The organism is Phyllobacterium sp. OV277, from assembly GCF_900104355.1.
GTDB lineage: Bacteria > Pseudomonadota > Alphaproteobacteria > Rhizobiales > Rhizobiaceae > Phyllobacterium.
In genome coordinates this window covers 59,174-85,541 of sequence record NZ_FNIY01000004.1, presented here as the reverse complement: position 1 = coordinate 85,541, position 26,368 = coordinate 59,174, and the positions used below count along the sequence as shown (strand labels likewise).

Sequence of the window (26,368 nt, the reverse complement as noted above, 5' to 3'; positions counted from 1 at the left end):
ATGCGTGATGAATTCACAATACAAGTGTTCTGATAGATTTACATTCGTTCGTGCGAGTAGCTTTGTGCTGACGGATAAACGCACCCAGGTCCACCGTGAGAACGCCTCCGCCAACATGATTTACATTGGCGTCCTAGGAATGGCGCAGATGGCCTCCCGGAACACCTGACGGTGAAAGGACTGTTTGCCAAAGCTGTATCTGGCGAGCCCGGAAACATCCTGCCATGCACAGGAGATAGTATCGCCACATCCGATAGAACCGCTCGCCGTACTTCAACGCGAATTGCGGCCATGCCGCTTCAAATCGAGCATGCCACGCCATCAGCGTCTTGTCGTAGTCGGCGCCAAAATTGTGAACGTCTTCGATGACAAACCGGCCATCCACACTGGTGGATATTTCATTCAAGGATGGCAGTTCACCATTCGGGAAAATATAGCGATCGAACCACGGGTCTATGACGTTCCGGGTGCGTTTTCTTCCAATCGTGTGCAGCAGAAACAATCCGTCTGCGACCAGACTGCGTTTGCTGGTATCGAAAAAAGCACCATAATTTTTGTGGCCAACATGCTCGAACATGCCGATTGATGCGATACGGTCGAATTTCTCCTGCCCGTCTACATTGAACGAGCGATAATCGGCCAGACGAAACTCCACGGGCAGTCCGCTTAGCTTTTGACGCGCGAACTCTGCCTGCTCCTTGGATATCGTCAAGCCAATACAGGAAACGCCGTAGTTTTCTGCAGCAAATTGCATAAGGCTGCCCCAGCCGCAACCAATGTCCAGAAGCCGCATTCCGGGCTGAAGGCCGAGTTTACGGCAAACGAGATCGAGCTTTGCTGCCTGCGCATCTTCGAGATTGTCGGCCTCTCTCCAATATCCGCAGGAATAGGTCAGGCGGCTATCGAGCATTGCAGAAAAAAGGTCATTGCCAACATCGTAATGCGCCTTGCCGACCTGCCATGACCGCCTGCTATTCTGCAGGTTGAGCAAACGTGCCTTCAATGTCTGCACAATGTCTTTTGCCGTGACATGCTCTGTCAGATTGGCCTGAAATATCCGTTCAAAGAAGATATCCAGAGATGCGCAATCCCACCAGCCATCCATGTAGCTTTCGCCAAGTCCCAAGCTACCCTGAGCCAGTATGCGGGTGGGGGCTCTTTCATCCTTGATCTGAATATCCCATGGAGCGTCGCCATTAATCCGGATACCGGCGCGACCGAGAAGATTACCCAGCGTTCCGATAGCGGAGGCCTTCGTGCCGCTGGGTGTCGTTGGTTGCGGTGCTGTTTTCCTTGTCGATCCATTATCAAAATCAAGGTCCATGCTAGCTCCCGCGTTGGCATTTTTGACTGTACCGTCAAAACATCAGTGGGCGCTATATGAGCAGTATGGATAGTGAAATGTCAAAACCTTCATGGAACTGCATATTTACCAGATATGCAGTCGAAGAGATTAATTGTTGGGTGGGAAACCAGCATGACGTTTCACCGAAAATCCTGACGAATCTCTGTAACGATCCTTGTCGTCCAAGCTATTTCGCCCGGTGTGCGATCGGGGCACATACGTAGTATTACCTATTGCGAGTGATTTGTTGCTTTGTCATTCTTCATTCAAATGAACACACGTTTGCAGAGCCCGTTGCCTTTTTCGTCAGAAAAAGCCTGCTACAATGATTTATTCATTGCGTGGGTCTTGGGCGTAAAGGACCGCGTAATTGGCCACTCGCACCTGTCGATTGTTGACGCAATGGATTGCTTGAGGAAGGCTGATCGCCCGTCAGCTTGGCCGTAGTTGCATTCCAGCGCCGTTACTCCGACGTTGCGCAAGTTTCTGCACTTTGCTCGACCTCATTTGCGCTTTCACTGGGATTGCTTTGTTTGAGTTTGGGAGCGGCTAAGGAGACACGGGAGGCTCGTGCCTGGGTGACGTGTGCCATCTTTGCGCGGCGGATTTGCCTTCTCGTAGATTTTTGTTCCTGGTCCGCACGCTGCGCGTGGATGAGCAGGGTGATAATCGCGTTCACCGCATCATCGGCAACGATTGATTTGAGGACTGCAGGATTCATCTTGTTTCGATAAAGCGCTATCATCAGAACATCTTGAGCTGCACGCTTAAAGCGGTATAACTCTCGCGGTTTGATCGAGTGTGCCGTCTGGAAATCATTCATGCCTTGTCCATTATACGGTAGATGACATTTGCCATTATTTCCAACGTGTGTCCGAAGAGCCTCTCAGTTGAGGCAACTCAGGGCAGTGTAGTACGCGGCCAGATCAGAATAAATATGTATGGCTACCTAGGGTTGGGTATTCCTTGCGGCATCCCGAGCCGGTTCGATGGCGTGTTCGATGAATTTAAGGCTTGGCGCTCGATCTGGGTAACTGGACATGCAAAATGTTGCTGTCCGGGTTGAACGCCAAAGGTTTCAGGGAACGAATTTGACATCATGCACAACATACAATGTCAGAATCGTACCGCTAGGTACAAATACGAATGTATTATCCGCATGCGCTATGATCCTATTGCACTAGTGCAACATTGTTTTTGAATGAGTTCGTATTTTATGGAGATTTATACAGGGGTTTCATAATGCCGAATTGCCAAGCCATCTACGGTTAAATCGTTGAAGCCTATTCTTGTGGCAGTATTTCATCGACGTATTTTTTAGTTTCGTATCCGTGCGTAATTGGTGCCGGCGCGATCTGGGGGATGAAGAACTATGCCCTAAGCATTGTTCTCCTCCCTCATGGGCATGAAAATTGGGAGAATTGGCTTCATTTGTCCGCTTGAGTGTTCCAGTAACACTATCCCCAATGATGGGGTTAATACCTGTAAGTGGTGGCGCTTGCCACCAATCGGCGGGTCGTCACTTGGAAGACTGCAAGTTCGAGTTCGTTCTCGATGTTGAAAGTTCGGTATGATCGGCAACAAAGTTAATGTCTTGAATGACCGAGGTGCCCAATTTACACTGGGTCTGTCACAACTGGACAAGGTGATGCTTTGATGCGCTATCCGGTCTACCTCGTTGATGATGATTCTGCGGTCAGGGAAGGGCTTTGCCTGCTCTTCGAAGCGTACAAGATAGATGTTGTGACCTTCAGCGATCCTGTAGACTTTCTCCAAAACGTCGATCCGCTACCGCCCGGTTATTTGCTTCTGGATTTGCAGATGCCCGAACTGTCGGGACTGGAATTGCAGAGGGAACTGATATCGAGAGATATTATATGGCCGATCATAATCATTACCGGACATGGCGATTTGAACAGTTGCCGGGATGCATTCAAATCCGGTGTTGTGGACTTTCTTTCAAAGCCCGTTGATCAGGAGCAATTGTTCGAGGCCTTGACCAAGGCAGATCGAGCGCTCGTGGTTGCGTTGGAAAAACGGGAAACAGAGGCGTTGCTTGCGACATTAACTCGCCGTGAAAATGAAATCCTTAGCCTCGTCTGCAGGGGATGGGGCTCGAAGGAAATTGCCGGCGCCCTAAACATTTCGCTGCGAACGGTCGATGCACATAGAGCCAATATTTCTGAAAAGCTGGGCACCTCGTCGGTGGCGGAATTTGTTCAGATGAAAATAGCCGTTCAATAAAACGTTCTTCCGCGTCACGTCGTCAGCATCCGGTTCGGTATCGGATGGAAATCGGCAACTGAGCAAGTTAGCCCTTGCTCAGTTGCGTGTCTTTCCTATTCTTCTATATCAACATCTTCGAAGAGGTTGCCGCCAAATGGATCAACCCGGAAGTCTTTGACCTTGGCACTGATGGGCTGTTGCACGACCTGATGGGCAATCGTCATCCATGGTGCCTGTTCTTTGAACACAACTTGCGCTTGTTCGTATAGCTTGGTTCTCTCGGCCTGATCCGTCGTGAGTTTCGCAGCTTGAATAAGCTTCTCAAAATCCTCATTGCACCAGTTGGCGCGATTACCACTGCCTATAGCCTGACAGCCGAGAAGAGCTGCAAGGAAATTGTCCGGATCGGCAATTCCGCCGGTCCAACCAACGATGACAGCGCCATCCCGATCCTTTTCCAACGATCTTTTCAGATATTCGGTCCAATCATAGGAAATGATTTCGACCTTGATCCCTACCTTCGCCAAATCGGCTTGCATCATCTCGGCCGCGCGGCGCGCATTCGGCATATAAGGACGTTGAACCGGCATTGCCCAGATCTTCATGGAAAGATCGTTCACGCCTGCTTCGGCCAGCAATTTTTTCGATTGCTCCGGATCGTATGGATCGTCCTTAATCGTCTTGTTGTAAGACCAGACGCCGGGCGGGATTGCATTGACGGCGACAATGCCGGTCGAACCATAAATTGCGTCGATAATCGCCTGCTTATTGACAGCCATATTGATGGCTTTGCGCACGCGAACGTCGTTAAATGGAACAGCCAATGTGTTATACGCCAGAAAACCAACATTAAGGCCCTCTTTTTGCAGCACATTGATCGAAGGATTGGCTTTCATCTCTGGAATATCCGCCGGATTAGGATAGGCCATAACATGGCATTCACCCGCTTTCAGTTTCTGATACCGGACAGAGGCATCAGGCGTGACGGCGAAGATCAGATCATCGATCTTTTGTTTGCCTCCCCAATAATCAGGATTAGCCTGCAGGCGAATGACCGTATCCGGCTGATAATCGACAAACTGGTAGGGTCCTGTCCCGACAGGGAACAGACCAAATTGATCCTGCTTACCCTCAGCCAGAAGCTTGTCCGCATATTCCTTTGACTGGATCACCGCAAATGTGAGGGACAAGGAGGCAATCATCGTTGCCTCTGGCCGGGTGAGGATGAACTTGACGGTATTGTCGTCAAGTTTTTCGATTTTTTCGATCAAGCTTGGAAATGAATAGGAATTGTACTGTGGCCAAACGCCTTTGCCATTGTAGGGATTGGCTTTGTTGCCCTGCCGATCAAAGGTAAATATGACATCGTCGGCATTGAAATCCCGTGTTGGGGTAAAATAACTGGTGGTCTGAAACTTTACGCCCTTACGAAGGTGGAATGTATATTCTTTGCCATCTGCGGAAATAGCCCAGCTCTCGGCAAGTCCGGGCTCAAGTTCGGTTGAACCGCGTTTTATCTTGATAAGACCATTGGAAACGTTGCGCGCGGAGGCGTCATAGGTTGCACCTGATGTGGTGGCAGCAGCATCGAAGCCATCCGGGGAGGCTTCCGAGCAATAGATCAATGTTTTTGCCGAGGCAGCGGTTAATGCCGGTCCACTCAATGCGATTGCTAGAATGGTCGCTGAAAAAATCTTTTCGGGGAGTTTCATATCGTCCTGTCTCTTCTAGGAATCAACTTGCCGCAGTTGTTGGGATTAGAATTTATCACCGAGGGTTTGAAACAATGCAATACAAATGTATCAATCAATAAACACTTGTCGCAAGAGGGGGAATCATTGAAATCAGCCCCTCGGTCAGATGTAAGGAACCCCGATGGACGTTGTTGAACGATTTCTGAATTACACCCGCATCAACAGCACCACAGTGCCGGGGGCGGGGCATCTGCCCTCCAGTTCGGGGCAGACGGTTCTGGCGCGTTTGCTGGCCGGCGAATTGCGTGCGTTGGGTCTGAGCGTTGAGGAAAGAGACCATTCAATCGTAGTGGGTACGCTTCCATCCAACGTGATGGATAAAGGCCGCAAAATTCCGACCGTTGCATGGGTAGCCCATCTGGATACCAGCCACGAGTATAACACGGATACGCATGCTCAAATCATAGATTACAACGGTGGTGACATCGTGCTGAGCGAAGCGCTCGGTGTCGTCATGCGGGCAGGCGAGTTCCCTGAACTTGAGCGTTATGTCGGTGACCGCATCATCGTCACAGATGGAACGAGCCTGCTCGGCGCAGACAACAAATCGGCCATCGCCGAGATCATGCATGCAATGCAGACCCTTCAGTTAAATCCGCAGATCGAGCATGGCGACGTGAAGGTTGTCTTTGTTCCGGATGAAGAAATCGGTCTTCTGGGCGCCAAGGCGCTGGATGTAGCATCTCTTAACGCAGACTTCGCCTACACACTGGATTGTTGTGCGATCGGCGAGATTGTCTATGAGAACTGGAACGCGGGCGAGTTCCATATAACGGTGCGGGGCCAGACGGCTCACCCGATGTCCGCCAAAGGAAAGCTGCGCAATGCGGTTCTATTTGCCCAGCAGTTCATATCGATGCTTCCGGCAGGGGAGCGTCCTGAATATACGGAAAACCGGGAAGGCTATTATTGGGTAAAATCCCTCCATGGCACCGTTGCCGAGGCTCGAATTGTCCTCGATATCCGCGATTTTACACAGGCCGGTTTTGAGCATCGGCGTCACTTCGTGCAGACCCTTGTTGAAAGTTTCAACCAGCTCCATGGTGCCCAGACTGTAGTTTCCACTTATACGCCCATGTATCGCAACGTTGCCGAAAGCCTGCAGGGCGCTAATCGCTATCCGGTCGATCTGGCACTGGAAGCAATGCGGGCAATTGGCGTGGAGCCCAAGTCCATTCCGATGCGCGGTGGTTATGATGGAGCCGTACTCTCGGAAAAAGGTTTGCCATGCCCCAATCTCTTTTGTGGGGCTCACAACTTCCACTCGCTCTATGAGTTTCTTCCGGTTGGGTCGCTCATCAAAGCTTCCGAAATGGTTGTTGAGATTCTGCGTCGTGCGGCTAATCCGGATAGGGGATAGGTTTTCACAATCAGCCATCCAATCAGCGTATCGCTGGTGCATATTTTGAAGTTTGAGTAAGCAAAATATCAAAAAAGTATCAGTGTGGCGCTGAAAACGAGGTAGCTGAATTGCTATCGCGCGTTTAGTGTTTTGTTCAAGAGCCAGAGAATGGCCGGTGAACTTGGAGGAGGATCAACACCACAAGCAAACCGGCTCGTTATCCGAATTAACAACGCAGACGGCTCAGTGCGTTTCATTGCCGGAGGAGGGCCAATGAGACCAGATCTTGAAGTTGTACAGATTTGTCGCGGTGAGGCCTTCAAAGCTTGGTCGCACGGTTATCCTTATCATACAGTTCGTTGGCATTTTCACCCTGAATATGAAATCCATTTGATTGTAGAAACATCCGGTCGTTATTTCGTCGGTGATTTCATCGGTGAATTTGAACCAGGTAACCTTATTCTGACCGGACCAAATCTGCCCCACAATTGGGTTAGCAATGTGCCCGAAGGTCAGGTCATCGAGAGGCGTGGCCTGATCGTCCAGTTCACTGAACGGTTTATTGAAAATACGATGGACGTATTTCCGGAACTTGCTGTTTTCAAGACGATCCTGCAGGAGAGCCCGCGCGGATTGCTCTTTGATCCGGAGACAGCGAAAGCCGTAAAACCCAATTTGAGTGAGCTTGTCGATGCGCATGGTGCACGCCGTATCGCTCTTTTCATGCAGATCATTCATCAATTGGTCAATGCACCGGAGCGCAAGCCGCTGGCAAGCCACAACTACATGCCAGACCCGTCGGGTTATATGTCCGTGTCGATGAACAAGGTTTTGTCCTACATCGCCGAAAACCTTACATCGCCGAAGAAGGAAAGCAGCCTGGCGGCGATTGCGGGTCAGAGCGCAAGTGCATTTTCCCGCTCCTTTCACAAGCACACGGGTATGACGCCCGTGCAATATATCAACCGGTTGCGCATCAATCTCGCCTGTCAGCTGCTGATGAGCGAGGAGGGTATGTCCGTTACGGATATTTGCTACGAGGTGGGCTTCAATAATCTTTCGAATTTCAATCGCCAGTTTTTGGCACTGAAAGCAATGGCACCCTCGAGATTCCGCGTGCTGCACGCAGAACAGTTCGCGAGGAAGGCAGCTGCCTGACCGGCAGCAAACACGACCACCATTGACTGAGTACTGACGTAGAAACGCGAAAACCGTTCCTGCGAAAGGGAGAGATTTATCTGTAGCGCAAACAACAAGTGGAGGAGACACAATGTTGCGTTCATTCATCAAGGCGGCATCAGTCGCGGCAATTCTGATTGGCGGCAGCCAGGCTGTGGCTTTCGCCCAAAGCAAGCCGCTTAAAATCGGCATGACTTTTCAGGAGCTCAACAACCCTTATTTCGTCAGCATGCAGGATGCGTTGAACGCGGCAGCAAAATCGCTCGGAGCCGAAGTTGTCGTTACGGATGCTCGACACGACGTGGCCAAGCAGATCGCCGATGTTGAAGACATGATCCAGCAAGGCATCAATATCCTTCTCGTCAATCCAACTGATTCCAGTGGTATCGAAGCTGCGGTGCAAGCGGCCCATGACGCCGGTATTATCGTTGTTGCGGTGGATGCCAATGCTTCTGGTCCGGTGGACAGTTTCGTAGGCTCAAAAAACCGCGATGCCGGTTATATGTCCTGCAAGTATCTCGCGCAGGCACTTGGTGGTTCCGGAGAGGTCGCCATACTGGACGGCATTCCTGTTGTTCCCATTCTGCAGCGTGTTGAAGGATGCAAGGCAGCATTGGGCGAAGTGCCTGGTATCAAGATCGTAGAAGTGCAGAACGGCAAGCAGGAACGCGACACAGCCCTGAGTGTCACCGAAAACATGATCCAGGCGCATCCCAATCTGAAGGGTATTTTCTCGGTCAATGATGGTGGTTCGATGGGGGTGCTCTCGGCAATCGAAGCCAGTGGCAAGGATATCAAACTCACCTCCGTGGATGGTGCGCCTGAGGCTGTTGAAGCCATCGGCAAAGGCGGAGCCTTCATCGAAACGACAGCCCAGTTTCCCCGTGATCAGGTGCGCATTGGTCTCGCCTTGGCTTTGGCAAAGCACTGGGGTGCAAAGGTCGTTCCGCAAGCGTTACCGATCGATGTGGTCGTGGTCGATGCAAAGAACGCATCTGGTTTCAGCTGGTAACCAGCATGAGGTTTCCCGCCAGACGCGGGAAACCTCATTGCGGAGGAACGCAACGATGAGCCCACTTTTGCAAGTCGAGAATATTTCAAAGAGCTTTGTCGGCATCAAGGCGTTGACCGATGTCAGCATGATCGTCAAGGCCGGTGAAATCCACGCGCTGCTGGGTGAAAATGGTGCTGGAAAATCGACGCTGATGAAAATTCTATGCGGTGTCCACAGGACGGATGCGGGCAGAATTCTGATTGAAGGACAGGATTGTGTCTTTGCCCGCTATGAGGATGCAGTCAAGGCAGGCGTTGGTATCGTTTTTCAGGAATTCAGCCTGATCCCCTATCTCAACGCGGTTGAAAACATATTTCTCGGGCGAGAGCTGCGCTCTGCTTTCGGCATGCTGCAGCGCGGACGCATGCGCCAGCGGTCGAGAGAACTGCTCGACAGGCTCGGCATTACTATTCCGCTGGATGAGCCGGTGCAGAATTTGAGCATCGCGCAGCAGCAGTTCATTGAGATTGCCAAGGCACTGGCGCTTGATGCACGCATTCTCATTCTCGATGAGCCCACCGCAACATTAACACCAAGCGAAGCCGAGCATCTCTTTGCCATCATGCGGGAACTGCGGCGTCAGGGTGTTGCAATGATTTTCATTTCACATCACCTCGATGAGATTTTTGAAATCTGTGACCGGATCACTGTTTTGCGGGATGGCAGTTTTGTTGGTGAACGGGCTGTAGGCTCGACAAATATCGATGAACTGGTCGAACTGATGGTTGGCCGGAAGATCGAAAAGAGCTTTCCGTCAAAGCCGTTTAATCCGCCGAGAAACGAGATCGCACTCGATGTCATTGAGTTGCAGTTGGCGGGTGGTGACCCGGTCAATAGTTTCAGTCTCTACAAGGGCGAAATTCTGGGATTTGCCGGACTTGTGGGCTCAGGTCGAACGGAAACCGCACTTGGGATCATCGGAGCAATCTCGACGATCCGTAAAAAGGTCAGGGTGCATGGAAAAGATGCCAAGCTTTCCAGCCCAAGCGATGCGCTGCTGCAAGGGATCGGACTGTTGCCGGAAGATCGGAAAGGCGAGGGCCTGATTGCGTCCTCCAGCGTGCGCAACAATATGACGCTCAACAATCTGGGCAAATACAAACAATGGCATTTTTTCATCGACGGAAAGGCCGAGCACGACAGTGCCCTCGACATGATGAAAAAGGTGAAGCTGAAGGCCAGCGGCCCGGAAAGTCGTGTCGATAGTCTGTCTGGAGGCAATCAGCAAAAGGTTGTCATCGCCCGATGGCTCAATCACCATGCCGATATCCTGTTCTTTGACGAACCCACGCGCGGCATCGATGTGGGCGCCAAGGCGGAAATCTACCAGCTCATGCGCGAACTGACTGAACGTGGTTTTTCCATTGTCATGATCTCTTCGGAACTGCCTGAGATCGTCGGTATGTCTGACCGGGTGGCTGTGTTCAAACAGGGCAGGATTGCCACCATTCTTGAACCGCCGCAGATCACGCCTGAGGACATCATGCGTTACGCAACGGCAGGTGAAACCAACCACAATGCAGGTATCCATCATGACTTCGTCTGATCAAACACAGATGGCGACTGGTATGGCATTGAAGCAGCAGAATCTGCTGCGGGTGCTCAGGCAGTCCCCGATTTTTTATCCATTGCTAGGGCTTCTGGCCGTATCCATCATCATGGTTTTTGCCAGCGACAGCTTTCTGTCCGTGGCAAACATCACCAATATCATGCGGCAGGTATCGATCATTGCCATCATCGCCGCTGGCATGACGTTCGTCATTCTGACTGGCGGGATTGATCTATCGGTCGGTGCTGTCATGGCGCTTGCCGGGACCATTGCCGCGGGGCTCATGGTTGCTGGTCTCAACGCATCGCTGGCTCTTCTGGCAGGTATTGGTATCGGCATCGGTATTGGTGTCTTTAATGGCGGGCTGGTCGCGTTTGCGGGAATGCCGTCAATCATCGTCACCCTTGCCACGATGGGCATAGCGCGCGGATTTGGCCTCATGTATTCAGGCGGCTATCCCATCAGCGGCCTGCCATCATGGATCAAGTTCTTTGGCGGCGGTACGGTTCTGGGCGTTCAGATGCCGATTCTCATCATGCTTGTTGTTTATGTGCTGGCATGGGTGCTGCTGGAACGAACGCCGTTCGGGCGGCATGTTTATGCAATCGGTGGCAATGAAACTGCGACGCGCCTTTCCGGCGTACGCGTTAGCCGTACCAAACTGTTTGTGTACGTTCTCAGCGGCTTCACCGCATCGATTGCAGCCATCGTTCTGACCTCCCGTCTCATGAGCGGACAGCCCAATGCCGGCACCGGTTTTGAACTTGATGCCATCGCGGCAGTTGTTCTCGGAGGGACTTCGATAGCGGGCGGGCGTGGCTCTGTTATTGGCACGCTCATCGGAGCCTTGCTGTTGGGTGTGCTGAATAACGGTCTGAACATGATGGGTGTCGACCCTTACGTCCAGAATGTGATCAAGGGCGGGATCATTCTTCTTGCCATTTACATCGGCCGCGAACGGCGCAGCTGAATCTTTCCAATCAACCAACTTGCAGAGTATGAAAAATGACTGACACAATGACTGCCATCGTTTGCCACGGGCCCAAAGACTACCGGGTCGAGATGATCGCCAAACCCGTTGCTGGGCCAAATGAACTGGTCATCCGGATCGGAGCCTGCGGTATCTGCGCATCGGACAGAAAGTGCTGGTCCGGCGCTGATATGTTCTGGAAGGACCCATGGGTCAAAGCGCCGGTTGTCGCGGGCCATGAATTCTTCGGCTACGTGGCCGAAATGGGACCGGGCGCTGATCTGCATTTCGGCGTCGCCCTTGGGGATACTGTCATTGCTGAACAGATCGTTCCTTGCGGCAAATGCCGCTATTGCCAATCCGGTTCTTACTGGATGTGCGAGAAGCACGACATTTTCGGTTTCCAGCAGGATGTGGCCGATGGCGGGTTGGCTGAATACATGCGCATCCCATCCAACGCCCGTGTACACAAAATTCCATCCAATATGCCTTTGGAAGACGCTGCGATTGTCGAACCTCTTGCCTGTGCCATCCATACGGTCAACCGGGGTGATGTCCAACTCGACGATGTCGTGGTCATTGCTGGCGCCGGCCCATTGGGATTGATGATGACGCAAATTGCCCATCTGAAGACACCAAAGAAACTTATCGTCATTGATCCTGTCGATGAGCGGTTGCAACTGGCCAAGAAGTTCGGAGCCGATATCGTGATCAATCCAAAAAATGAGGATGCGGTTGGCCGCATCAAGGCGCTGACCGAGGACTATGGCTGCGATGTTTATATCGAGGCAACAGGTGCGCCGATCGGCGTGACGCAAGGGCTGCAAATGATCCGCAAGCTGGGGCGGTTCGTGGAGTTTTCGGTCTTTGGTCATGAGACCACAGCCGATTGGTCCATTATCGGCGACCGCAAGGAACTCGATCTGCGTGGTGCGCATCTAGGCCCCTATTGTTATCCCGTTGCTATCGATCTTCTTGATCGCAAGCTTGTCACCTCGAAAGGGATCGTCACCCACCACTATGACATGAATGACTGGGATGAGGCCTTGGAAGTTTCCGCGCGGCCGGATGCTGTCAAAGTCTTGATGGTTCCGCGCTTGCGCCAGGCTGCCGAGTAAAAAGCGTGAGCAGCAGCGTGTTTCTTGGGATTGATGTCGGTACCGGCAGCGCGCGTGCAGGGTTGTTTGACAAACAGGGAGTGCTGCTTGCTTCCGCCAAACACCCTGTTCGCACGTGGTATGAGGCTGGCGAAATTGTCGAACAATCAACGGATGATATATGGGCTGCCGTCGCAAAATCCGTAAAAGCCGCCATTGGGTCGGCCGGTATTGTTGCGTCTGATATTGCCGGTGTTGGCGTCGATGCCACCTGCTCACTTGCAGTGGTAGACCAAAACGGTTTGCCAGTGCCGGTGGGCCCATCCAATGATGCGCAACGTAACGTCATCGTCTGGATGGACCACCGGGCAACCGAGCAGGCGGAACGTATCAATGCAACGGGTCATCCGGTTTTGCATTATGTCGGTGGCAAGCTCTCGCCGGAAATGCAAACGCCGAAATTGCTTTGGCTTAAGGAAAACAAGCCGGATAGTTTTGCATCTGCCGCCCATTTCTTTGATCTTTCCGATTATCTGACATGGCGGATGACAGGCAGTCTTGCTCGATCTGTTTGCACGGTCACATGCAAGTGGACCTACCTTGCTCATGAAAGGCGGTGGGATGAGAGCTATTTTCATAGCATTGGCTTGGGCGAACTTACAGAAAACGCCTTTGAGCAAATTGGCTCGAAGGTCGTTGCGGCGGGAACACCATTGGCTGGTGGACTGACTTCGCAAGCCGCTCTCGATTTCGGAATGAATGCGGGCACGCCCGTCGGTGCTGGACTCATTGATGCCCATGCTGGCGGAATTGGCACTGTCGGAGCGAGCGGACTGGGCCCGTTGGAAAATTCAATTGCCTACATCTTTGGTACCTCCGCCTGTGCCATGGCAACGACACGCGAGCCAACTTACGTGAAAGGTATTTGGGGTCCGTATTATTCGGCCATGGTCCCGGATTTGTGGCTCAATGAAGCTGGTCAATCGGCGGCGGGTGCGGCCATTGATCAGTTGATACACATGCATCCGGCCTCTCCAGAGGCAGACATACTCGCTGCGGAAGGCGGCATGTCACTTGTAGCATGGCTTGAACAACAGGCCGTGATAGGTGGCTCAAACCTGAGTGAACCTGCACTCCGCGCGCGAAGTGTGCATGTCCTGCCGGATTTCCTGGGCAATCGCTCTCCCAATGCTGATCCCGATGCCAGGGCTATTATTGCCGGAGCTGATGCAAACCGGGACGTATCGGGATTGGTTGATCTGTATGTTGCAGGGCTGTGCGGTCTTGGTTATGGCTGCCGCCAGATCATCGATGCCCTGAAAGAACAAGGCATCGACATTGCGATAGTTGTTGCCAGCGGCGGAGCGGCACAGTCAGAACTGGTCCGTCAAATTCTCGCCGATACGACGGGCGTTCCCGTTGCAGTTCCGACGAGCAGTGAGCCCGTATTGCTGGGCGCTGCCATTCTGGGAGCGATGGCCGCCGGGGCATTTTCGTCAACCAGTGAAGCGATGGGCGTAATGTCCCATATCGATAAAGTTTATCACCCCGGTGGTAATGACATAGCTCAATACCATCACAGCAAAATGCAGGTCTATCGGCTCCTGCAGATCGCTGATTGGGAAATACGGCAGCTGATGAAACCGCTCTAGCCTCCCAAGGCTCGGATCATAGGCTCAAGGGCCTGTGATCCATCACTTGTGTCGATGCTCAATACCTATAGATTTGGCGGTCATGACAGGCACTATCATCATCAGCGTGATTGTGATTGCCGGTCGATGCAATTTTGACCAACGCTAAACTGGTGTATCCCCCCAATGGCCAATACCGAGCTTTACGAAATTCACGATCAACGTTTTCGGTCTCTCATTGTCGGAAGTGCAGCGCTTGAGGAACTGTATTCTTCCTGCCGTTGGGCCGAGGGACCGGTGTGGTTCAATGACAGCAATTGCCTTTTGTGGAGCGATATTCCCAACCAGCGCATGTTGCGCTGGGTGCCGGATGGGGGTGTTTCCGTCTTCCGGTCACCTTCCAATTTTGCCAATGGTCATACACGGGATCGGCAAGGCCGCCTCGTATCATGCGAGCACGGTGCGCGCCGGGTCACCCGAACCGAAGTGGATGGAACCATAACTGTTCTGGCGGATCAATATCTTGGCAGGAAGCTTAATTCTCCCAACGATGTCGTCGTCCATTCGAATGGCTCGGTTTGGTTTACTGATCCAACCTATGGAATTCTCTCTGATTATGAGGGGTATAAATCGGATCCTGAACAGCCGTCACGCAATGTCTATCGGCTTGATCCCGAGAACGGCGACATTTCAGCTGTTGTAACCGATTTCCTTCAGCCCAATGGCCTTGTTTTTTCACCGGATGAAAGCCTGCTTTACATTGCAGATTCCGGTGCAAGCCATACGGAAGGCGCGCCAAGGCATATCCGCGTATTTGATGTTGTCAATGGAAGGACATTGAACAATAGTCGTGTATTCGCCCATATTGATAACGGGATTCCAGACGGTATGCGGGTCGATACGGATGGCAATCTGTGGTCAAGTGCGGCCGATGGCATTCACTGTTTTGGTCCCGACGGCGTATTGCTTGGTAAGATCAAAGTCCCCCAGGGCGTTTCCAACCTGACTTTTGGAGGCCCCCGTCGCAACCGGTTGTTCATCACGGCGACGAAATCGCTTTACGCGATCTATGTGACAACAACCGGCGCGCAGCAACCTTGAGGGTTAGATCTAGATCAGTCGTGAGACCTGTTGCTTGTGCCATACGAAGTGAAAGAACAGCGACTGGAAGAGCAAGATCGAGACAAACGTCGTGGCATAGGCGAACCAAATCCCGGGCAGGCCAAGCCGGGCATTCAGCCCGTACGCCAAAGGTATCTCGATTGCGAGAATAGCCAGAATTGATAGAGCTGTCGGGCCAAAAACTGTTCCGTTGGCACGCATGACGCCAGTCAGGACGCTTGTTGCCCCAACGAGAAGCAGGCTCCACAGAACAATGTGCAGAAGGTGGGTTGCCGAAGCCACGACGTCGCGGTCGGTGATGAACAGACCGATAATGGGTTTGGCAAGGGTGTAGCCAAGCAGGACAAAACTGCCGGTGGTGACGATATTGAGCATGAGTCCCGTCCGTAAGATCTTACTGATCCGCTCCGGTCGTCCCGCCCCGATGGCATGGGATGTAAGGATCGAAGTCGTGATGCCGAGCGACATGACCGGAAACTGCACCCAGTTCAATATTTGGTTGATTGCTCCATAGGCGGCTGTTGCTTGTGCACCGTGCTGGTTTACCAGACCAAGCAGCACAATCTCGGCAATCGCCATAGTGAGTATCTGTACAGCCATCGGCACACCGATACGCAGGATGACTTTGGCCATGATAGGATTGATGCGTATTTTCAGCAACTGCCGAAAGTCAGGGGCAAGGGGATGGTTCTTGCGCCGCCAATGCTGGCCGAGCCAAAGCAAGGCGGCGATGGACGCAATAATCGTTGAAACCGGCGCACTGGCGACGCCGAGTTGAGGCAGACCAAACCAGCCGAGGATCAGGGCGGGTGTGAAAATCAGGGAGATAATCGTGGCAACCAACAATGCCCATAACGGTGTCACCGCATCAGATACGCCACGGCTCATTGATGTTACCAGCCAGAGTATGAAGATAAACGGCATCCCGATCAGCAATGTTCTTGCATAGGTCGTGGCTTCAGTCTGAATGCCCACGGGCGTTCCCAGCAGCGATATAATCTTTGGAGCCAGCAAGCCGCCGACGATGCTCACGGCAAGACCTGCAACGATCATCATGGCAAGCGCTGTGACGGCCACGGTTCGAGCCTTGCTATGGTCACCCGCACCCCATGCCTGACCGATGAGAACAGTCGCGCCACTGCTAACGCCAATGACAATCGCAAAGAGCAAGAGGATGACGGGAAAGAATGCGGATACAGCAGCAACGGCATTGATCCCGAGAAGCTGACCCAGAAATATCCCGTCAACCGTACTGGATGCCGACTGCAGAATATTCGTCAGCATCATAGGGAGCAGGATAGCAAGGTAGATCTGCCAGAGAGGTCTTGAGGCAACCGGTGTGGTCGTTTGTTGGTTCATCTTGATTGTCAGGCACAAGCCTGCCTTTCCGGAGCGGTAGGCCACTCCAGTTCTGAGGATTTGATTGTGGGTAGTTGGAAGAGGCTAGCTGTCAGATTATGGGGAGAGGGCAGCGTCTCCGTAGGCTAGCTTTGTTGCATATCTGCTTATGTCTTCAGGCCAATCAGCAATGTGTTCAATGAATGCTTCCCGATCACCCGCAAACAAGGCGCGGATCGCCTCTTCGAAGTGTGGTAAGTTACCTGCCATGGCGGACATGAAATGATAAGCGGCTTCCCGCGCCGCACGTATTTTTTGTTCGCTGCCACCGGCCTTTCTGGCTTCGTCTATCAGCCTTCTCAGAACAACCGATGCGCCTCCATTTTGTGCTGCGAGCCATTCCCAATGGCGCGGCAACAGCGTGACCTCGCGTGCAATCACTCCCAGTTTTGGCCTGCCTCGTCCACGCGGAGCGGTTTCGATGGTGTCAGTCGCGGACTCCGCAACTGATTGAGGCACTTTCGGTTGATTGCTCGCAGCCACCGAAGATTGCACCAGTCTGGCGATGATATCCGCCTTGGTTCCGCGTAAATCAAAATCCATCGCGCGACCCGTGGCGTCGTCAAAGACAAGAAGCGGCTCAGTTGCGCGCTTTTCTTCAGATGCATTCTTTACGGCCAGCGCCACCTCAATCAAAGGGCCTGATGACAGGATGCGATTGCCTTCGAAGGCGGTGCAAGGTTTGGAAAGATGGTCGGTCATGGAATTGGCTCGCTGTTAATGCGATGTTTTATATCCGGGCTTTAATACTATAGTCAATATCATCCGGGTAATAAATTGACCGAAGTCGAATTGCTTGTTATTTGGTCTGCAGCTCGAAATGTCTGAAATGATTGGAATGATGGATGAAAACTGAAAACAGGAAAGCTGCGACGACCGCCTACAAGGAAAGAAAGTTGATTATGGGGATTTATGCCATTCGCTGCCTCATGTCCGGCACTGCGTGGATTGGCCAAAGCACAACTCTCGACACGATCCAGAACCGTCTATGGTTCACACTTCGTCTCGGCAATCATCCGTGCCGGGAATTGCAGCAGGCATGGAATGATAACGGAGCCGAGAATTTCACATTCGAAGAACTTGAACGGTTGGACAATGAAGATCTGGTCTATGTGCGCGATGCGCGGCTCAAGGAGCGGGCTCTATACTGGCGCTCATTGCTTGGTGGATTGGCAATTTGATCGGCGACGATTTCCGCGAAACCTTCAAATGAAGGGCCCGACGTGGAATGGGCACGTCAGCGCCCTTCCAAAACAAATAATCTGTTTGAGCTGTAAAAAATAATAGGATGCAGCGGGAATAAAACCGCGCGGGCTCCGTATACTCATTATGAAAACGCCGAAACCACGCTTTGATGTTGTTGGACAGCTTGGGTCTCTTCGTCGTTATGCCCGTTCCCTGACCCGGAACGATGCTGACGCCGAGGACCTTGTTCAGGATACGCTTCTGCGCGCCTATGAGCGGCGAGGCGGGTTTCGTCACGGCAAAACGTTGCGTGGCTGGCTGCTGTCGATCCTCCATAACCGGTTCATCGACGTCAAGCGTTCAAGCGCGACAGAAGCCCGAACTCTGGAAACCGCCTATTTCTTGAATGAGACGAGCATCGATGCGCCGCAGGAGCATTCCGTGCGGCTTGGCCAGATAAGAGAAGCGTTTTTTGCGCTGCCCGAGGAGCAGAGGTCTGCCCTCCATCTCGTGGCTATTGAGGGGCTTTCTTATGAGGAAGCGGCAGGGACGTTGAACATTCCTGTCGGGACCTTGATGTCGCGGATCAGCCGCGCTCGCGCAACGCTTCGTTCGCAGGAAACAGAAAAGCAGCCAGACAAATCTGGTCACTTGAAAATTGTAGGAGGTCGCGATGACCGAAACGATTGATCCCGTGGTCGAAGCTGATCTTGATGCTTACATTGACGATCAACTTGATGCGCTGCGGCGGATTGAGGTTGCACGCTACTTGTCACAGCACCCGGAACAGGCGGCTCGCGTTATGTCCGATTTGCAGTCGCGAGATGAACTGCGACTCGCTTTAGTGCAGGGCCACACGACGGGTTCTCCGGAAACTTCGGAGCTTGCTCATCGTCTGGAACGAGGCCTCGGACGCGATCGGCTGTTTGGCGGATTGCAGCGTGTGGCAGCGGTTGGTGTTTTGCTCGCTTTGGGATGGATGGCGCATGCGGGATTTGGCCCTTTGACAGTCTCAAAGGTGGTGGCTGCGACGCCTCCACCGGCCTATGTCTCCGATGCCATCATGGCCCACAAGACCTCTTCGGTCCGTGCCGGTATGGCATCGCAACCGCAAACGCGCAGTTATGACCCTGCCGAGATACGCGCATCGACCGGGATCGTCATACCTACCATGCCAGACAAGTGGAGCGTTCGCGATGTTCAGCTGTTCCCATCCAATTTCGGGCCGAGCGTCGAAATGGAAGTCCGGTCTGATAATCTTGGTCCGGTTTCACTCTTTGCCGTCCGCCCCGGCACGTTTGACGTCGTCAAACCCAAGGCTGTGCGCGTGAATGACACTTCGGCGGCCTATTTCCAGATTGGCGATGTCGCCTATGCGCTCGTTTCGGATGCTGCAACAGCAGATCTCGAAAACGCTGCGATAAGCCTTGCCAAAACCCTTTACTGATCCAATGAACCGAAAGGAACCATGTTTATGAATACCCCTCTTCGCTATGGGATGGACACGGCTCGCGGCCAGTCTTCCGCGGCCTTCGATGAAGGTCTGCGCCGGCATATGCTGCGCATCTACAATTATATGGGTCTTGGTCTTGTCCTGACCGGTGTTGTTGCGTTTGTTGTTGCGTCAACACCAGCTCTTTATGTACCCATCTTTTCGACACCCCTGAAATGGGTCGTAATGCTGGCTCCGCTGGCATTTGTCATGTTCTTCTCTTTCAAGATGCAGTCCATGTCCGCGTCTTCGGCGCAGGCCATGTTCTGGGCGTTCTGTGCGGTGATGGGATTGTCGTTGGCATCGGTGTTCCTCGTTTTCACCGGAACCAGCATCGCCCGTACGTTCTTCATCGCAGCGACCATGTTTGGTGCAACCAGCCTCTATGGTTACACAACCAAACGTGACCTTTCCCAGTTCAGTGCATTCCTGATGATGGGCCTGATCGGTGTTGTTGTTGCCAGTGTCGTCAACCTTTTCCTCGGTTCATCAATGCTGCAGTTCGTGGTGTCGGTTGCCGGTGTGCTGGTATTCATCGGTTTGACGGCCTGGGACACGCAGTCGATCAAGGAACAGTATGCGGAAAGCTTCGATTCTGAATCGCAACAGAAGCTTGCTGTTTTTGGCGCATTCTCGCTCTATCTGAACTTTGTCAATATCTTCCAGTTGCTGCTCCAGCTGACAGGTCAGCGCGAAGAGTAATCCGGTCAGATCACTGATTGCGCAAATCAAACCCGTGCTGTGAGCCCAGCACGGGTTTTTGCTGCCCTAACTTTCCTTGGTAATAATGAGATGGGTAGCATTGGGAGTGGCTACACTGCGGCCAAAAACGTATCCGAGGCTGCGAAGATCAATATCGGAAAACAGGTTTTCACCTTGGCCCAGAAACACCGGTGATACGGCGAGATGCAACTCGTCGATAAGACGCGCCCGCAGGTATTGTTTGACCGTATCAACGCCGCCGCCAACCCGCACATCCTTTCCGCCAGCCGCAGCCTTGGCCTGTGTCAGCGCGCTTTGGATACCATCTGTCACAAAATGAAATGTTGTTCCACCTTCCATCACGATAGACGGACGCTCATGATGCGTCAGAACGAAAACGGGAGCGTGGTAGGACGGATTATCACCCCACCATCCTTTCCAGCTATCATCGGGCCAGGGCCCTCTCACCGGACCGAACATGTTGCGTCCAAGGATCCACGCTCCGATGTTGTCGAAGCCGAGTTTAGCGAAGTCATCATCGATCCCAGTTACGCCGCCATCCTGACCAAACATCTTTTGAAACGTGCGTGTGGTAAAGGCCCACTGGTGCAGGGACATTCCGTTCACGCCAAGTGGATTATCTAAGCTTTGATCAGGGCCTGCGCCATAACCATCCAAGGATAAAGAGAAGCTGCGAACGTAAAGTTTCGACATGGATCATTCCTCTTGTTTCAACTGGCGGTCGAAACTAAGCGGCTCCCAAATAGAAGTGCAAGAAAAATGAGCAATAGGTGGATGTCAGAATAGCTGTTTTAAGACGAGTTCCAGCCCCAGCAGCAGGAGGCAGATCAGGAACCAGCGGCGGAATGATGTGGGGCTGATCGCATTGCGTACCTTCTGGCCGCACCACATACCCAATAGTGCCGGTGCCAGAGCAAGCGTGGATGTGCTCAAACTGTCGAGCTGCAAGGCTCCGCCTGATGTCAATCCGACGCCAAGGGCTATGGTTGAAACAGTAAAGGATAGGCCAAGAGCCTGTATCAAATCATCCTTGGTCAAACCGAGCGATTGCAGGTAGGGGACGGCAGGAATGACAAACACACCTGTTGCGCCGGTTACAACGCCCGTGATGACGCCGATGAGCGGTGACAGGAGAGGCTCCAGATTTCGCGGGACCGATAGTTGCCGCGCCATAAGACTGTAGCCGGCATAGATCATCAGCGCAGCGCCTAAACCCATTGTGGTCCAGCCTGCGGTATCATTGGCCATGAGCCAGGACCCGGCGATAGTTCCCAATAAAATGGCAAGCATCATTGCCCATAGGCGCAATGCGAGAGCGGCAAAGCTTGGTCCGGACAATAATTGCAGCACGTTGGTCACGAAGGATGGCACGAGCAGAAGGGCGGCGGCACCGGCCGGTGGCATAATCGTGCCGAGAATGCCCATGGCAACAGTCGGTAAGCCCATGCCGGTGACGCCCTTGACGATCCCGGCAAGAAAGAATGTGAGCGCAATGATAAGAAGGGAGGCGAGGGGCAAATCAAACATGCTCTTAGATTGCCTGCCGTCGCGCCTTTCACAATGCGGAAGAAACATACTCTGCCTAAGGCTATGACGAAGGCAGATTGAATGTTACTAGCAATGTATGCGCTTTGACCTCACAGATTTACGCCTCTTTCTTCTGGTTGTGGAAGCTGGAAGTATCACCCATGGTGCCGCGCAAGCCAACATGACACTTCCGTCCGCGAGCGCACGTCTGCGCGGCATGGAAGAGGTGATCGGTCTTCCCTTGCTTGAACGGGGCAGACGCGGTGTTGAACCGACGCCAGCGGGTGATGCGGTTGCCCATCATGCCCGCATTGTCCTGCAACAGATCGAGCAGATGCGCGGCGAACTGGGCGAATTTTCAAAGGGATTGAAAAGCCATATTCGCCTGCTGGCGAATACGGCTGCAATGAAGGAATTCCTGCCGGAGAAACTCGCAATCTTTCTCGCTGGCCGACCGAATGTCGATATTGATCTGAAGGAACGTCTCAGCACGGAAATCGTCAAGGCAGTGGCTGGTGGTTCAGCCGATGTCGGTATCATCACCAATGCGGTTGACCCCGGAAAACTCGAACTGCGATCCTTTGCCATTGATCGACTTGTCCTGGTTGTCGCCCGGTCAAGCAAATGGGCCGGCCATCGCCATATCGCGTTTCAGGATGTGGCCGGACAGGAATTTGTCGGGCTCAGCGCGGGGAGTCCGCTGCAGGATTATCTGGGGGATCATGCGGCGCGCGCTGGACATCCCCTCTCTTTTCGCATCCGCATGCGGACTTTTGAAAGCATTTGCCGCATGGTTGCGCATGGTGTCGGTGTGGGAATCGTTCCGGAAACAGCCGCCAAAAGATATCGCCGCTCAATGACAATTCATTCGATCCGTTTGACTGACATATGGGCCACCCGGCATCTCGCAATTTGTGCGCGCAGATTTGATGATTTGCATCCTCACGCACGGGAACTGGTCGAGCACCTATCTCGCGTCAATTAGCTTGTTGATTCTGTCCAACCTTCTCGGTGGCCACCGCGTTTAATATGTCCTGCAAATCTACTGCGGCGGGAGAAAGGTTGCTTGCAGTCAGCATCCGCAACTCAATCCGGGGAAGTTCAGGCAGATCAAACTCTTTGCCTATGTCGCGTATACCCGCCGGGACCCCATGTGCCGTTCTGGGCGAAAGGCCATGTCCCGACCGGACTGCAGCCCATATGCCCGGCAGACTTGGCGTTGTCAGCGATAAACGCCAACGCAACCCTTTGCTTTCCAGTGTCTGCAAAGCCGTTTGCCTGAAGAGGCACGGATGGTCATTCAGGACAAGCGCAAGCGAATCCCCATTCAGCGGCTTGGTTAAATGCTCGTTGGCGAACCACAATATTTGTTGCGAGGCTATCAATGTTCCATGCGTATCCGAGCCCGCAGGAAAGAATGCAAGGGCTACATCAAGCCGACCCGTGCGAACCTCTTCCTCAAGTGCATAATTGCGACCAGCTGCTACCTCCACATGAACATTTGGCCTGAGAAGGGCAAAACGGGTGATGATTTCGGGCATCACGTCATCAAAGAAATCCTGGGGCAATCCGATGCGCACCGCCGCTGACGCGGCCATTGTGCCAAGAGATGCGGTGGCTTCATCGTTCAGCGCAATGATCCGCCGGGCGTAAGCCAGCAGCGATTCACCGGCCTCAGTCAGAACAAGCCCGCGACCACTGCGACGAAACAAGGTTTGCCCCGTCTGCTGCTCAAGCTTCTTTAATTGCATGCTGATGGCCGATTGCGAACGGCCGAGCTGAGATGCCGCGCGGGCGAAGCTCTTCATATCCGTGCCGACAACCATTGTTCGCAGGGCATCCATATCGAGAGTTGTGTTCATACTTATGGTTTCCTGAAGTATCACTTCATATCTATTTGATAGTCGAATGTGTCATCGATTGCTAGCGTACGAAGAAAATTCGGAACTCGTGCTGGAGGTTTAAATGGATGTTGGTTTTATCGGTCTTGGTCTGATGGGCCAGCCTATGGCGCTCAATCTGGTCAAAGCTGGGATATCGCTTGTCGCGTGGAACCGGTCTTCCGATAAAATTGAACCTTTACGCGCCGCAGGAGCGCGCGTGGCCGATAGTCCGGCAGGGGTGTTTTCTCGGGCGCGCATTGTCATTTTGATGATGGTCGATAGCGATGCCAACGATTTGGTGCTGGGGCGGGGTACACCGGATTTCGCCATCAATGTTGCGCAGCACATCGTCGTCAGTATGGGTACGAATTCGGCTGAATATTCACGCGGGCTTGAAGCTGATATCCGGGCGGCAGGAGGTAGTTATGTCGAAGCGCCGGTTTCAGGGTCCCGCAAACCGGCCGAGGCCGGCTTACTCGTGGCAATGCTGGCCGGCGATCCCGTGAGCGTCGATGAAGTACGACCATTGATGCAACCGATGTGTCATCAGGTGGTGGAGTGCGGTAAGGTTCCTTCCGCCCTTCTGATGAAGCTGTCGATCAATCTCTTTCTGATCACAATGGTCACTGGCCTCGCCGAATCGTTTCATTTTGCCGAGCGTCATCAGCTTGATCTGCAACAATTTCTCGCTGTGCTCGACGCAGGGCCGATGGCAAGCAGCGTATCGCGCCTCCGCGCCCATAAGCTGGTTGATGGGGATTTTGCGGCGTTAACTTCGATCAGCGATGTTTTAAAGAACAACCGGCTGATCGCAGCGGCAGCAAGACAGTCAAACATTGCTTCACCCTTGCTCGATATTTGTTATTCGCTTTACGGGGAGACCGTGGCCCTTGGACATGGTCAGGACGACATGGCAGCCGTTGTTCGCGCCATTGAGGCCCGAACGGATATGGGCAACAGTTGAGGGCTGGGCACTTGAATTCGTCTGGATCAAACTTATGATTGGGTATGCCTTCAGATAATATGCTTTTTCCCCCAACTGAGCGAAAAACAGACAACGCGTCAGAGCGGAACGACGTCCGCACTTTGCTGAAGGCGGATATAATCGTCATTGGTGCCGGACAGGCAGGGCTTTCCTCGGCATACCATCTGCAGCAACTTGGTCTCAAATCGTGGAAGAATTATCTGGTTCTGGACAAATCACCGGGCGCTGGCGGGGCGTGGCAATATCGCTGGCCATCCCTGACTTTGACGACTGTCAACCGCGTTCATGATCTGCCCGGTTTGCGGTTTTCCGATGCAGTGGATGTCGGTGACGAGGTAAAGGCGTCGGTGGCCGTACCGCAATATTATGCGGCCTATGAACGAAAGTTTGAACTGCCGGTGATCAGGCCGCAGACAGTGACCGTGGTCTGCGAACGATCTGGCCGTTTTCGCGTCGAAACGGAGCAGGGAGGTTTTTCCGCCCGGGGCATCATCAACGCGACCGGGACGTGGGAAACACCCTATATCCCGACCTATCCGGGTGCCGAAAGTTTCAAGGGCCGCCAGCTTCATACCCATGACTATAAGACAGCCGATGAGTTCGCCGGAAAGCACGTCATTGTTGTTGGTGGGGGTATTTCCGCTTTGCAATTACTGGACGAGATTTCGCGCGTCACGTCGACAACCTGGGTGACAAGGCAGGAGCCGCAGTTTCGCGATCAGCCATTCACGTCTGAGGATGGGCGCGCGGCCGTTGCCATTGTGGAAGATCGTGTAAGGCGCGGACTGGTGCCGGGTTCTGTTGTTTCAGTAACGGGCATTCCATGGACGCCAGCCTTGCGGGCCGCCCAAGCACGCGGTGTGCTCAATCGGTTGCCCATGTTCACGAATATCACTGAAAACGGTGTTCGTTGGGCAGATGGTACAGAACAGAGAGCGGACGTCATTCTCTGGTGTACCGGATTCCGCAGCTCTCTGGACCACCTCGCGCCACTGCAAATCCGTGAAGAGAATGGCGGCATCATCATATCAGGCAGGCTGGCGACGCAGGTAGCCAAAGATCCGCGTATTCATCTGGTTGGATATGGACCTTCCGCCTCTACAATAGGCGCAAACCGCGCGGGCGGGGCTGCGGCGCGCGAGCTTGCGACCCATTTAGGATTGCTGGAGGGATAGGCTATTTGGCAGGGTTCGTACTGCATCCTTCCAGAAACAGTGTCGCAGCCATGGCAACGCGTGCCTCAATTTCCCGGTCTTCCGGAACACCTGCAAGACCCAGTGTTGCCATGCGAAACGGTTCTGCAGTCACCATGCTCAACAACATGGAAGCTGCAACCTTTGTGTCTTCAAGCTTGATCAGCCCACGTTTTTGCTGCTGTTCCAGAAAACGGGCAACCATTGCAGAACTTCTGGACGGCCCCTCCCGGTAAAAGGCAGTTGCCACCTCTGGAAAATTCAAGGCTTCCGCAGTTACGAGACGATAGAAAGCCACGGTTTGATCCGACAGGATGATATGGGCAAACTCGCTCAATATGTGTTCGAGTGCGCTTTTCAGCCCCAGCTTATCGAGGGATTCCGGATGAATTGTCTGAAGGAATTTATCCACCTTCGCGACGATTTCTTCCCCTCGTTCGGCAGTAATTGCAGCCAGTAGATCGGATTTCGTTGTCCAGAAGCGATAGATCGTTCGTTTGGCGACGCCAGCTTCGCGCGCGACCGTTTCCATCCGGGTTGCCGTATAGCCGTTCTTTAATAGGACCTGCGTTGCGACCTGCAGGATCAGATGTTTGGTTTCCGCATCGGATCGATTCTGAGGCCGCCCTCGTGGACGTTTGATCTCTTCCGTGTTTTCGCCGGGATCATCAGGGTCGATTTCAAGAGTAACTGTCAGGTTTGTCACCAGTGTT

General features: G+C 53.1%; 25 protein-coding genes. 16 read left to right on the top strand and 9 right to left on the bottom strand.

The window, feature by feature from the left end; all coding sequences use genetic code 11:
- Window positions 1-133 precede the first annotated feature (133 nt).
- Together cfa and BLU05_RS15100 are read right to left on the bottom strand one after the other, a co-directional pair.
- Complete coding sequence (gene cfa, locus BLU05_RS15105; protein WP_091881398.1) at window positions 134-1,324, bottom strand: cyclopropane fatty acyl phospholipid synthase; 1,191 nt, start codon at window positions 1,322-1,324, stop codon at window positions 134-136.
- Window positions 1,325-1,808: 484 nt separating this feature from the next.
- Window positions 1,809-2,168, bottom strand: a complete 360-nt coding sequence (locus tag BLU05_RS15100; protein WP_091881396.1) for a hypothetical protein — start codon at window positions 2,166-2,168, stop codon at window positions 1,809-1,811.
- Window positions 2,169-3,001: 833 nt separating this feature from the next.
- On the opposite strand from BLU05_RS15100, the gene BLU05_RS15095 reads away from it, so the two are divergent.
- On the top strand, window positions 3,002-3,589 hold the full coding sequence (locus BLU05_RS15095) for a response regulator transcription factor (protein WP_091881393.1): 588 nt from the start codon (window positions 3,002-3,004) through the stop codon (window positions 3,587-3,589).
- Window positions 3,590-3,684: 95 nt separating this feature from the next.
- Here BLU05_RS15095 and BLU05_RS15090 read toward each other — a convergent pair whose 3' ends face one another.
- Window positions 3,685-5,283, bottom strand: a complete 1,599-nt coding sequence (locus tag BLU05_RS15090) for an ABC transporter substrate-binding protein (RefSeq protein WP_091881391.1) — start codon at window positions 5,281-5,283, stop codon at window positions 3,685-3,687.
- Window positions 5,284-5,446: 163 nt separating this feature from the next.
- Here BLU05_RS15090 and pepT point away from each other — a divergent pair, with 163 nt between their 5' ends.
- From pepT to BLU05_RS15050, 8 genes are all read left to right on the top strand, one after another.
- Entirely contained in the window at window positions 5,447-6,685 is a 1,239-nt protein-coding gene (pepT, locus tag BLU05_RS15085; RefSeq protein ID WP_091881389.1) for a peptidase T, read from the top strand.
- Window positions 6,686-6,940: 255 nt separating this feature from the next.
- Window positions 6,941-7,825, top strand: coding sequence for a helix-turn-helix domain-containing protein (locus BLU05_RS15080; RefSeq protein ID WP_091881387.1), 885 nt, complete (start codon window positions 6,941-6,943; stop codon window positions 7,823-7,825).
- 112 nt (window positions 7,826-7,937) lie between these two features.
- Window positions 7,938-8,858, top strand: a complete 921-nt coding sequence (locus BLU05_RS15075) for an ABC transporter substrate-binding protein (protein WP_091881384.1) — start codon at window positions 7,938-7,940, stop codon at window positions 8,856-8,858.
- A gap of 55 nt (window positions 8,859-8,913) precedes the next feature.
- Entirely contained in the window at window positions 8,914-10,446 is a 1,533-nt protein-coding gene (locus BLU05_RS15070) for a sugar ABC transporter ATP-binding protein (RefSeq protein ID WP_091881381.1), read from the top strand.
- A gap of 10 nt (window positions 10,447-10,456) precedes the next feature.
- Window positions 10,457-11,419, top strand: a complete 963-nt coding sequence (locus BLU05_RS15065) for an ABC transporter permease (protein ID WP_210184617.1) — start codon at window positions 10,457-10,459, stop codon at window positions 11,417-11,419.
- Between the two features lie 35 nt (window positions 11,420-11,454).
- On the top strand, window positions 11,455-12,537 hold the full coding sequence (locus BLU05_RS15060) for a zinc-binding dehydrogenase (protein WP_091881377.1): 1,083 nt from the start codon (window positions 11,455-11,457) through the stop codon (window positions 12,535-12,537).
- A 5-nt stretch (window positions 12,538-12,542) separates the two neighbouring features.
- On the top strand, window positions 12,543-14,168 hold the full coding sequence (locus BLU05_RS15055; RefSeq protein ID WP_091881375.1) for an FGGY-family carbohydrate kinase: 1,626 nt from the start codon (window positions 12,543-12,545) through the stop codon (window positions 14,166-14,168).
- 165 nt (window positions 14,169-14,333) lie between these two features.
- Window positions 14,334-15,248 carry an SMP-30/gluconolactonase/LRE family protein gene (locus BLU05_RS15050; protein WP_091881372.1) on the top strand — a complete coding sequence of 305 codons (915 nt, stop codon included), beginning with the start codon at window positions 14,334-14,336 and terminating at the stop codon, window positions 15,246-15,248.
- 9 nt (window positions 15,249-15,257) lie between these two features.
- Here the strand turns inward: BLU05_RS15050 and BLU05_RS15045 are convergent, their stop codons facing one another.
- Together BLU05_RS15045 and BLU05_RS15040 are read right to left on the bottom strand one after the other, a co-directional pair.
- Complete coding sequence (locus BLU05_RS15045) at window positions 15,258-16,628, bottom strand: MATE family efflux transporter (protein WP_210184613.1); 1,371 nt, start codon at window positions 16,626-16,628, stop codon at window positions 15,258-15,260.
- Between the two features lie 96 nt (window positions 16,629-16,724).
- Window positions 16,725-17,369, bottom strand: coding sequence for a DUF2239 family protein (locus tag BLU05_RS15040; RefSeq protein WP_091881370.1), 645 nt, complete (start codon window positions 17,367-17,369; stop codon window positions 16,725-16,727).
- A 143-nt stretch (window positions 17,370-17,512) separates the two neighbouring features.
- On the opposite strand from BLU05_RS15040, the gene BLU05_RS15035 reads away from it, so the two are divergent.
- The 4 genes from BLU05_RS15035 to BLU05_RS15020 all read left to right on the top strand — a co-directional run bounded on the left by BLU05_RS15035 (window position 17,513) and on the right by BLU05_RS15020 (window position 20,046).
- Window positions 17,513-17,848, top strand: a complete 336-nt coding sequence (locus BLU05_RS15035; RefSeq protein ID WP_091881367.1) for a GIY-YIG nuclease family protein — start codon at window positions 17,513-17,515, stop codon at window positions 17,846-17,848.
- Window positions 17,849-17,996: 148 nt separating this feature from the next.
- Entirely contained in the window at window positions 17,997-18,542 is a 546-nt protein-coding gene (locus BLU05_RS15030; RefSeq protein ID WP_091881366.1) for a sigma-70 family RNA polymerase sigma factor, read from the top strand.
- Window positions 18,526-19,299 carry an anti-sigma factor family protein gene (locus BLU05_RS15025; protein ID WP_091881363.1) on the top strand — a complete coding sequence of 258 codons (774 nt, stop codon included), beginning with the start codon at window positions 18,526-18,528 and terminating at the stop codon, window positions 19,297-19,299. The genes BLU05_RS15030 and BLU05_RS15025 overlap by 17 nt, the downstream gene beginning before the upstream one ends.
- A gap of 27 nt (window positions 19,300-19,326) precedes the next feature.
- Complete coding sequence (locus tag BLU05_RS15020) at window positions 19,327-20,046, top strand: Bax inhibitor-1/YccA family protein (protein WP_091882284.1); 720 nt, start codon at window positions 19,327-19,329, stop codon at window positions 20,044-20,046.
- Window positions 20,047-20,112: 66 nt separating this feature from the next.
- Here BLU05_RS15020 and BLU05_RS15015 read toward each other — a convergent pair whose 3' ends face one another.
- Window positions 20,113-20,760 carry a dihydrofolate reductase family protein gene (locus tag BLU05_RS15015; RefSeq protein WP_091881361.1) on the bottom strand — a complete coding sequence of 216 codons (648 nt, stop codon included), beginning with the start codon at window positions 20,758-20,760 and terminating at the stop codon, window positions 20,113-20,115.
- 84 nt (window positions 20,761-20,844) lie between these two features.
- On the bottom strand, window positions 20,845-21,594 hold the full coding sequence (locus tag BLU05_RS15010; RefSeq protein WP_091881358.1) for a sulfite exporter TauE/SafE family protein: 750 nt from the start codon (window positions 21,592-21,594) through the stop codon (window positions 20,845-20,847).
- Window positions 21,595-21,691: 97 nt separating this feature from the next.
- Between BLU05_RS15010 and BLU05_RS15005 the strand changes: the two genes are divergently transcribed.
- Window positions 21,692-22,579 (top strand): LysR family transcriptional regulator, encoded by an 888-nt coding sequence (locus BLU05_RS15005; protein ID WP_091881356.1) that lies wholly within the window; start codon window positions 21,692-21,694, stop codon window positions 22,577-22,579.
- Here the strand turns inward: BLU05_RS15005 and BLU05_RS15000 are convergent.
- Window positions 22,572-23,456 (bottom strand): LysR family transcriptional regulator, encoded by an 885-nt coding sequence (locus BLU05_RS15000; protein ID WP_091881353.1) that lies wholly within the window; start codon window positions 23,454-23,456, stop codon window positions 22,572-22,574. The genes BLU05_RS15005 and BLU05_RS15000 overlap by 8 nt on opposite strands.
- A 103-nt stretch (window positions 23,457-23,559) precedes the next feature.
- On the opposite strand from BLU05_RS15000, the gene BLU05_RS14995 reads away from it, so the two are divergent.
- Both BLU05_RS14995 and BLU05_RS14990 read left to right on the top strand, forming a co-directional pair.
- A complete protein-coding gene (locus BLU05_RS14995; RefSeq protein WP_091881351.1) occupies window positions 23,560-24,441 on the top strand; it encodes an NAD(P)-dependent oxidoreductase in 882 nt (293 codons plus the stop codon).
- 59 nt (window positions 24,442-24,500) lie between these two features.
- Window positions 24,501-25,637, top strand: coding sequence for an NAD(P)-binding domain-containing protein (locus tag BLU05_RS14990; RefSeq protein WP_091881348.1), 1,137 nt, complete (start codon window positions 24,501-24,503; stop codon window positions 25,635-25,637).
- 1 nt (window position 25,638) lies between these two features.
- Here BLU05_RS14990 and BLU05_RS14985 read toward each other — a convergent pair whose 3' ends face one another.
- A complete protein-coding gene (locus BLU05_RS14985) occupies window positions 25,639-26,361 on the bottom strand; it encodes a TetR/AcrR family transcriptional regulator (RefSeq protein WP_175540621.1) in 723 nt (240 codons plus the stop codon).
- Between the last annotated feature and the right edge of the window lie 7 nt (window positions 26,362-26,368).

What these genes read in the sequence shown, in the direction of transcription:
- cfa (WP_091881398.1), bottom strand. Translation starts at nt 1,324, where the DNA reads ATGGACCTTGATTTTGATAATGGATCGACAAGGAAAACAGCACCGCAA.
- BLU05_RS15100 (WP_091881396.1), bottom strand. Translation starts at nt 2,168, where the DNA reads ATGAATGATTTCCAGACGGCACACTCGATCAAACCGCGAGAGTTATAC.
- BLU05_RS15095 (WP_091881393.1), top strand. Translation starts at nt 3,002, where the DNA reads ATGCGCTATCCGGTCTACCTCGTTGATGATGATTCTGCGGTCAGGGAA.
- BLU05_RS15090 (WP_091881391.1), bottom strand. Translation starts at nt 5,283, where the DNA reads ATGAAACTCCCCGAAAAGATTTTTTCAGCGACCATTCTAGCAATCGCA.
- pepT (WP_091881389.1), top strand. Translation starts at nt 5,447, where the DNA reads ATGGACGTTGTTGAACGATTTCTGAATTACACCCGCATCAACAGCACC.
- BLU05_RS15080 (WP_091881387.1), top strand. Translation starts at nt 6,941, where the DNA reads ATGAGACCAGATCTTGAAGTTGTACAGATTTGTCGCGGTGAGGCCTTC.
- BLU05_RS15075 (WP_091881384.1), top strand. Translation starts at nt 7,938, where the DNA reads ATGTTGCGTTCATTCATCAAGGCGGCATCAGTCGCGGCAATTCTGATT.
- BLU05_RS15070 (WP_091881381.1), top strand. Translation starts at nt 8,914, where the DNA reads ATGAGCCCACTTTTGCAAGTCGAGAATATTTCAAAGAGCTTTGTCGGC.
- BLU05_RS15065 (WP_210184617.1), top strand. Translation starts at nt 10,457, where the DNA reads ATGGCGACTGGTATGGCATTGAAGCAGCAGAATCTGCTGCGGGTGCTC.
- BLU05_RS15060 (WP_091881377.1), top strand. Translation starts at nt 11,455, where the DNA reads ATGACTGACACAATGACTGCCATCGTTTGCCACGGGCCCAAAGACTAC.
- BLU05_RS15050 (WP_091881372.1), top strand. Translation starts at nt 14,334, where the DNA reads ATGGCCAATACCGAGCTTTACGAAATTCACGATCAACGTTTTCGGTCT.
- BLU05_RS15045 (WP_210184613.1), bottom strand. Translation starts at nt 16,628, where the DNA reads ATGAACCAACAAACGACCACACCGGTTGCCTCAAGACCTCTCTGGCAG.
- BLU05_RS15040 (WP_091881370.1), bottom strand. Translation starts at nt 17,369, where the DNA reads ATGACCGACCATCTTTCCAAACCTTGCACCGCCTTCGAAGGCAATCGC.
- BLU05_RS15035 (WP_091881367.1), top strand. Translation starts at nt 17,513, where the DNA reads ATGAAAACTGAAAACAGGAAAGCTGCGACGACCGCCTACAAGGAAAGA.
- BLU05_RS15030 (WP_091881366.1), top strand. Translation starts at nt 17,997, where the DNA reads ATGAAAACGCCGAAACCACGCTTTGATGTTGTTGGACAGCTTGGGTCT.
- BLU05_RS15025 (WP_091881363.1), top strand. Translation starts at nt 18,526, where the DNA reads ATGACCGAAACGATTGATCCCGTGGTCGAAGCTGATCTTGATGCTTAC.
- BLU05_RS15020 (WP_091882284.1), top strand. Translation starts at nt 19,327, where the DNA reads ATGAATACCCCTCTTCGCTATGGGATGGACACGGCTCGCGGCCAGTCT.
- BLU05_RS15015 (WP_091881361.1), bottom strand. Translation starts at nt 20,760, where the DNA reads ATGTCGAAACTTTACGTTCGCAGCTTCTCTTTATCCTTGGATGGTTAT.
- BLU05_RS15010 (WP_091881358.1), bottom strand. Translation starts at nt 21,594, where the DNA reads ATGTTTGATTTGCCCCTCGCCTCCCTTCTTATCATTGCGCTCACATTC.
- BLU05_RS15005 (WP_091881356.1), top strand. Translation starts at nt 21,692, where the DNA reads ATGCGCTTTGACCTCACAGATTTACGCCTCTTTCTTCTGGTTGTGGAA.
- BLU05_RS15000 (WP_091881353.1), bottom strand. Translation starts at nt 23,456, where the DNA reads ATGAACACAACTCTCGATATGGATGCCCTGCGAACAATGGTTGTCGGC.
- BLU05_RS14995 (WP_091881351.1), top strand. Translation starts at nt 23,560, where the DNA reads ATGGATGTTGGTTTTATCGGTCTTGGTCTGATGGGCCAGCCTATGGCG.
- BLU05_RS14990 (WP_091881348.1), top strand. Translation starts at nt 24,501, where the DNA reads ATGCTTTTTCCCCCAACTGAGCGAAAAACAGACAACGCGTCAGAGCGG.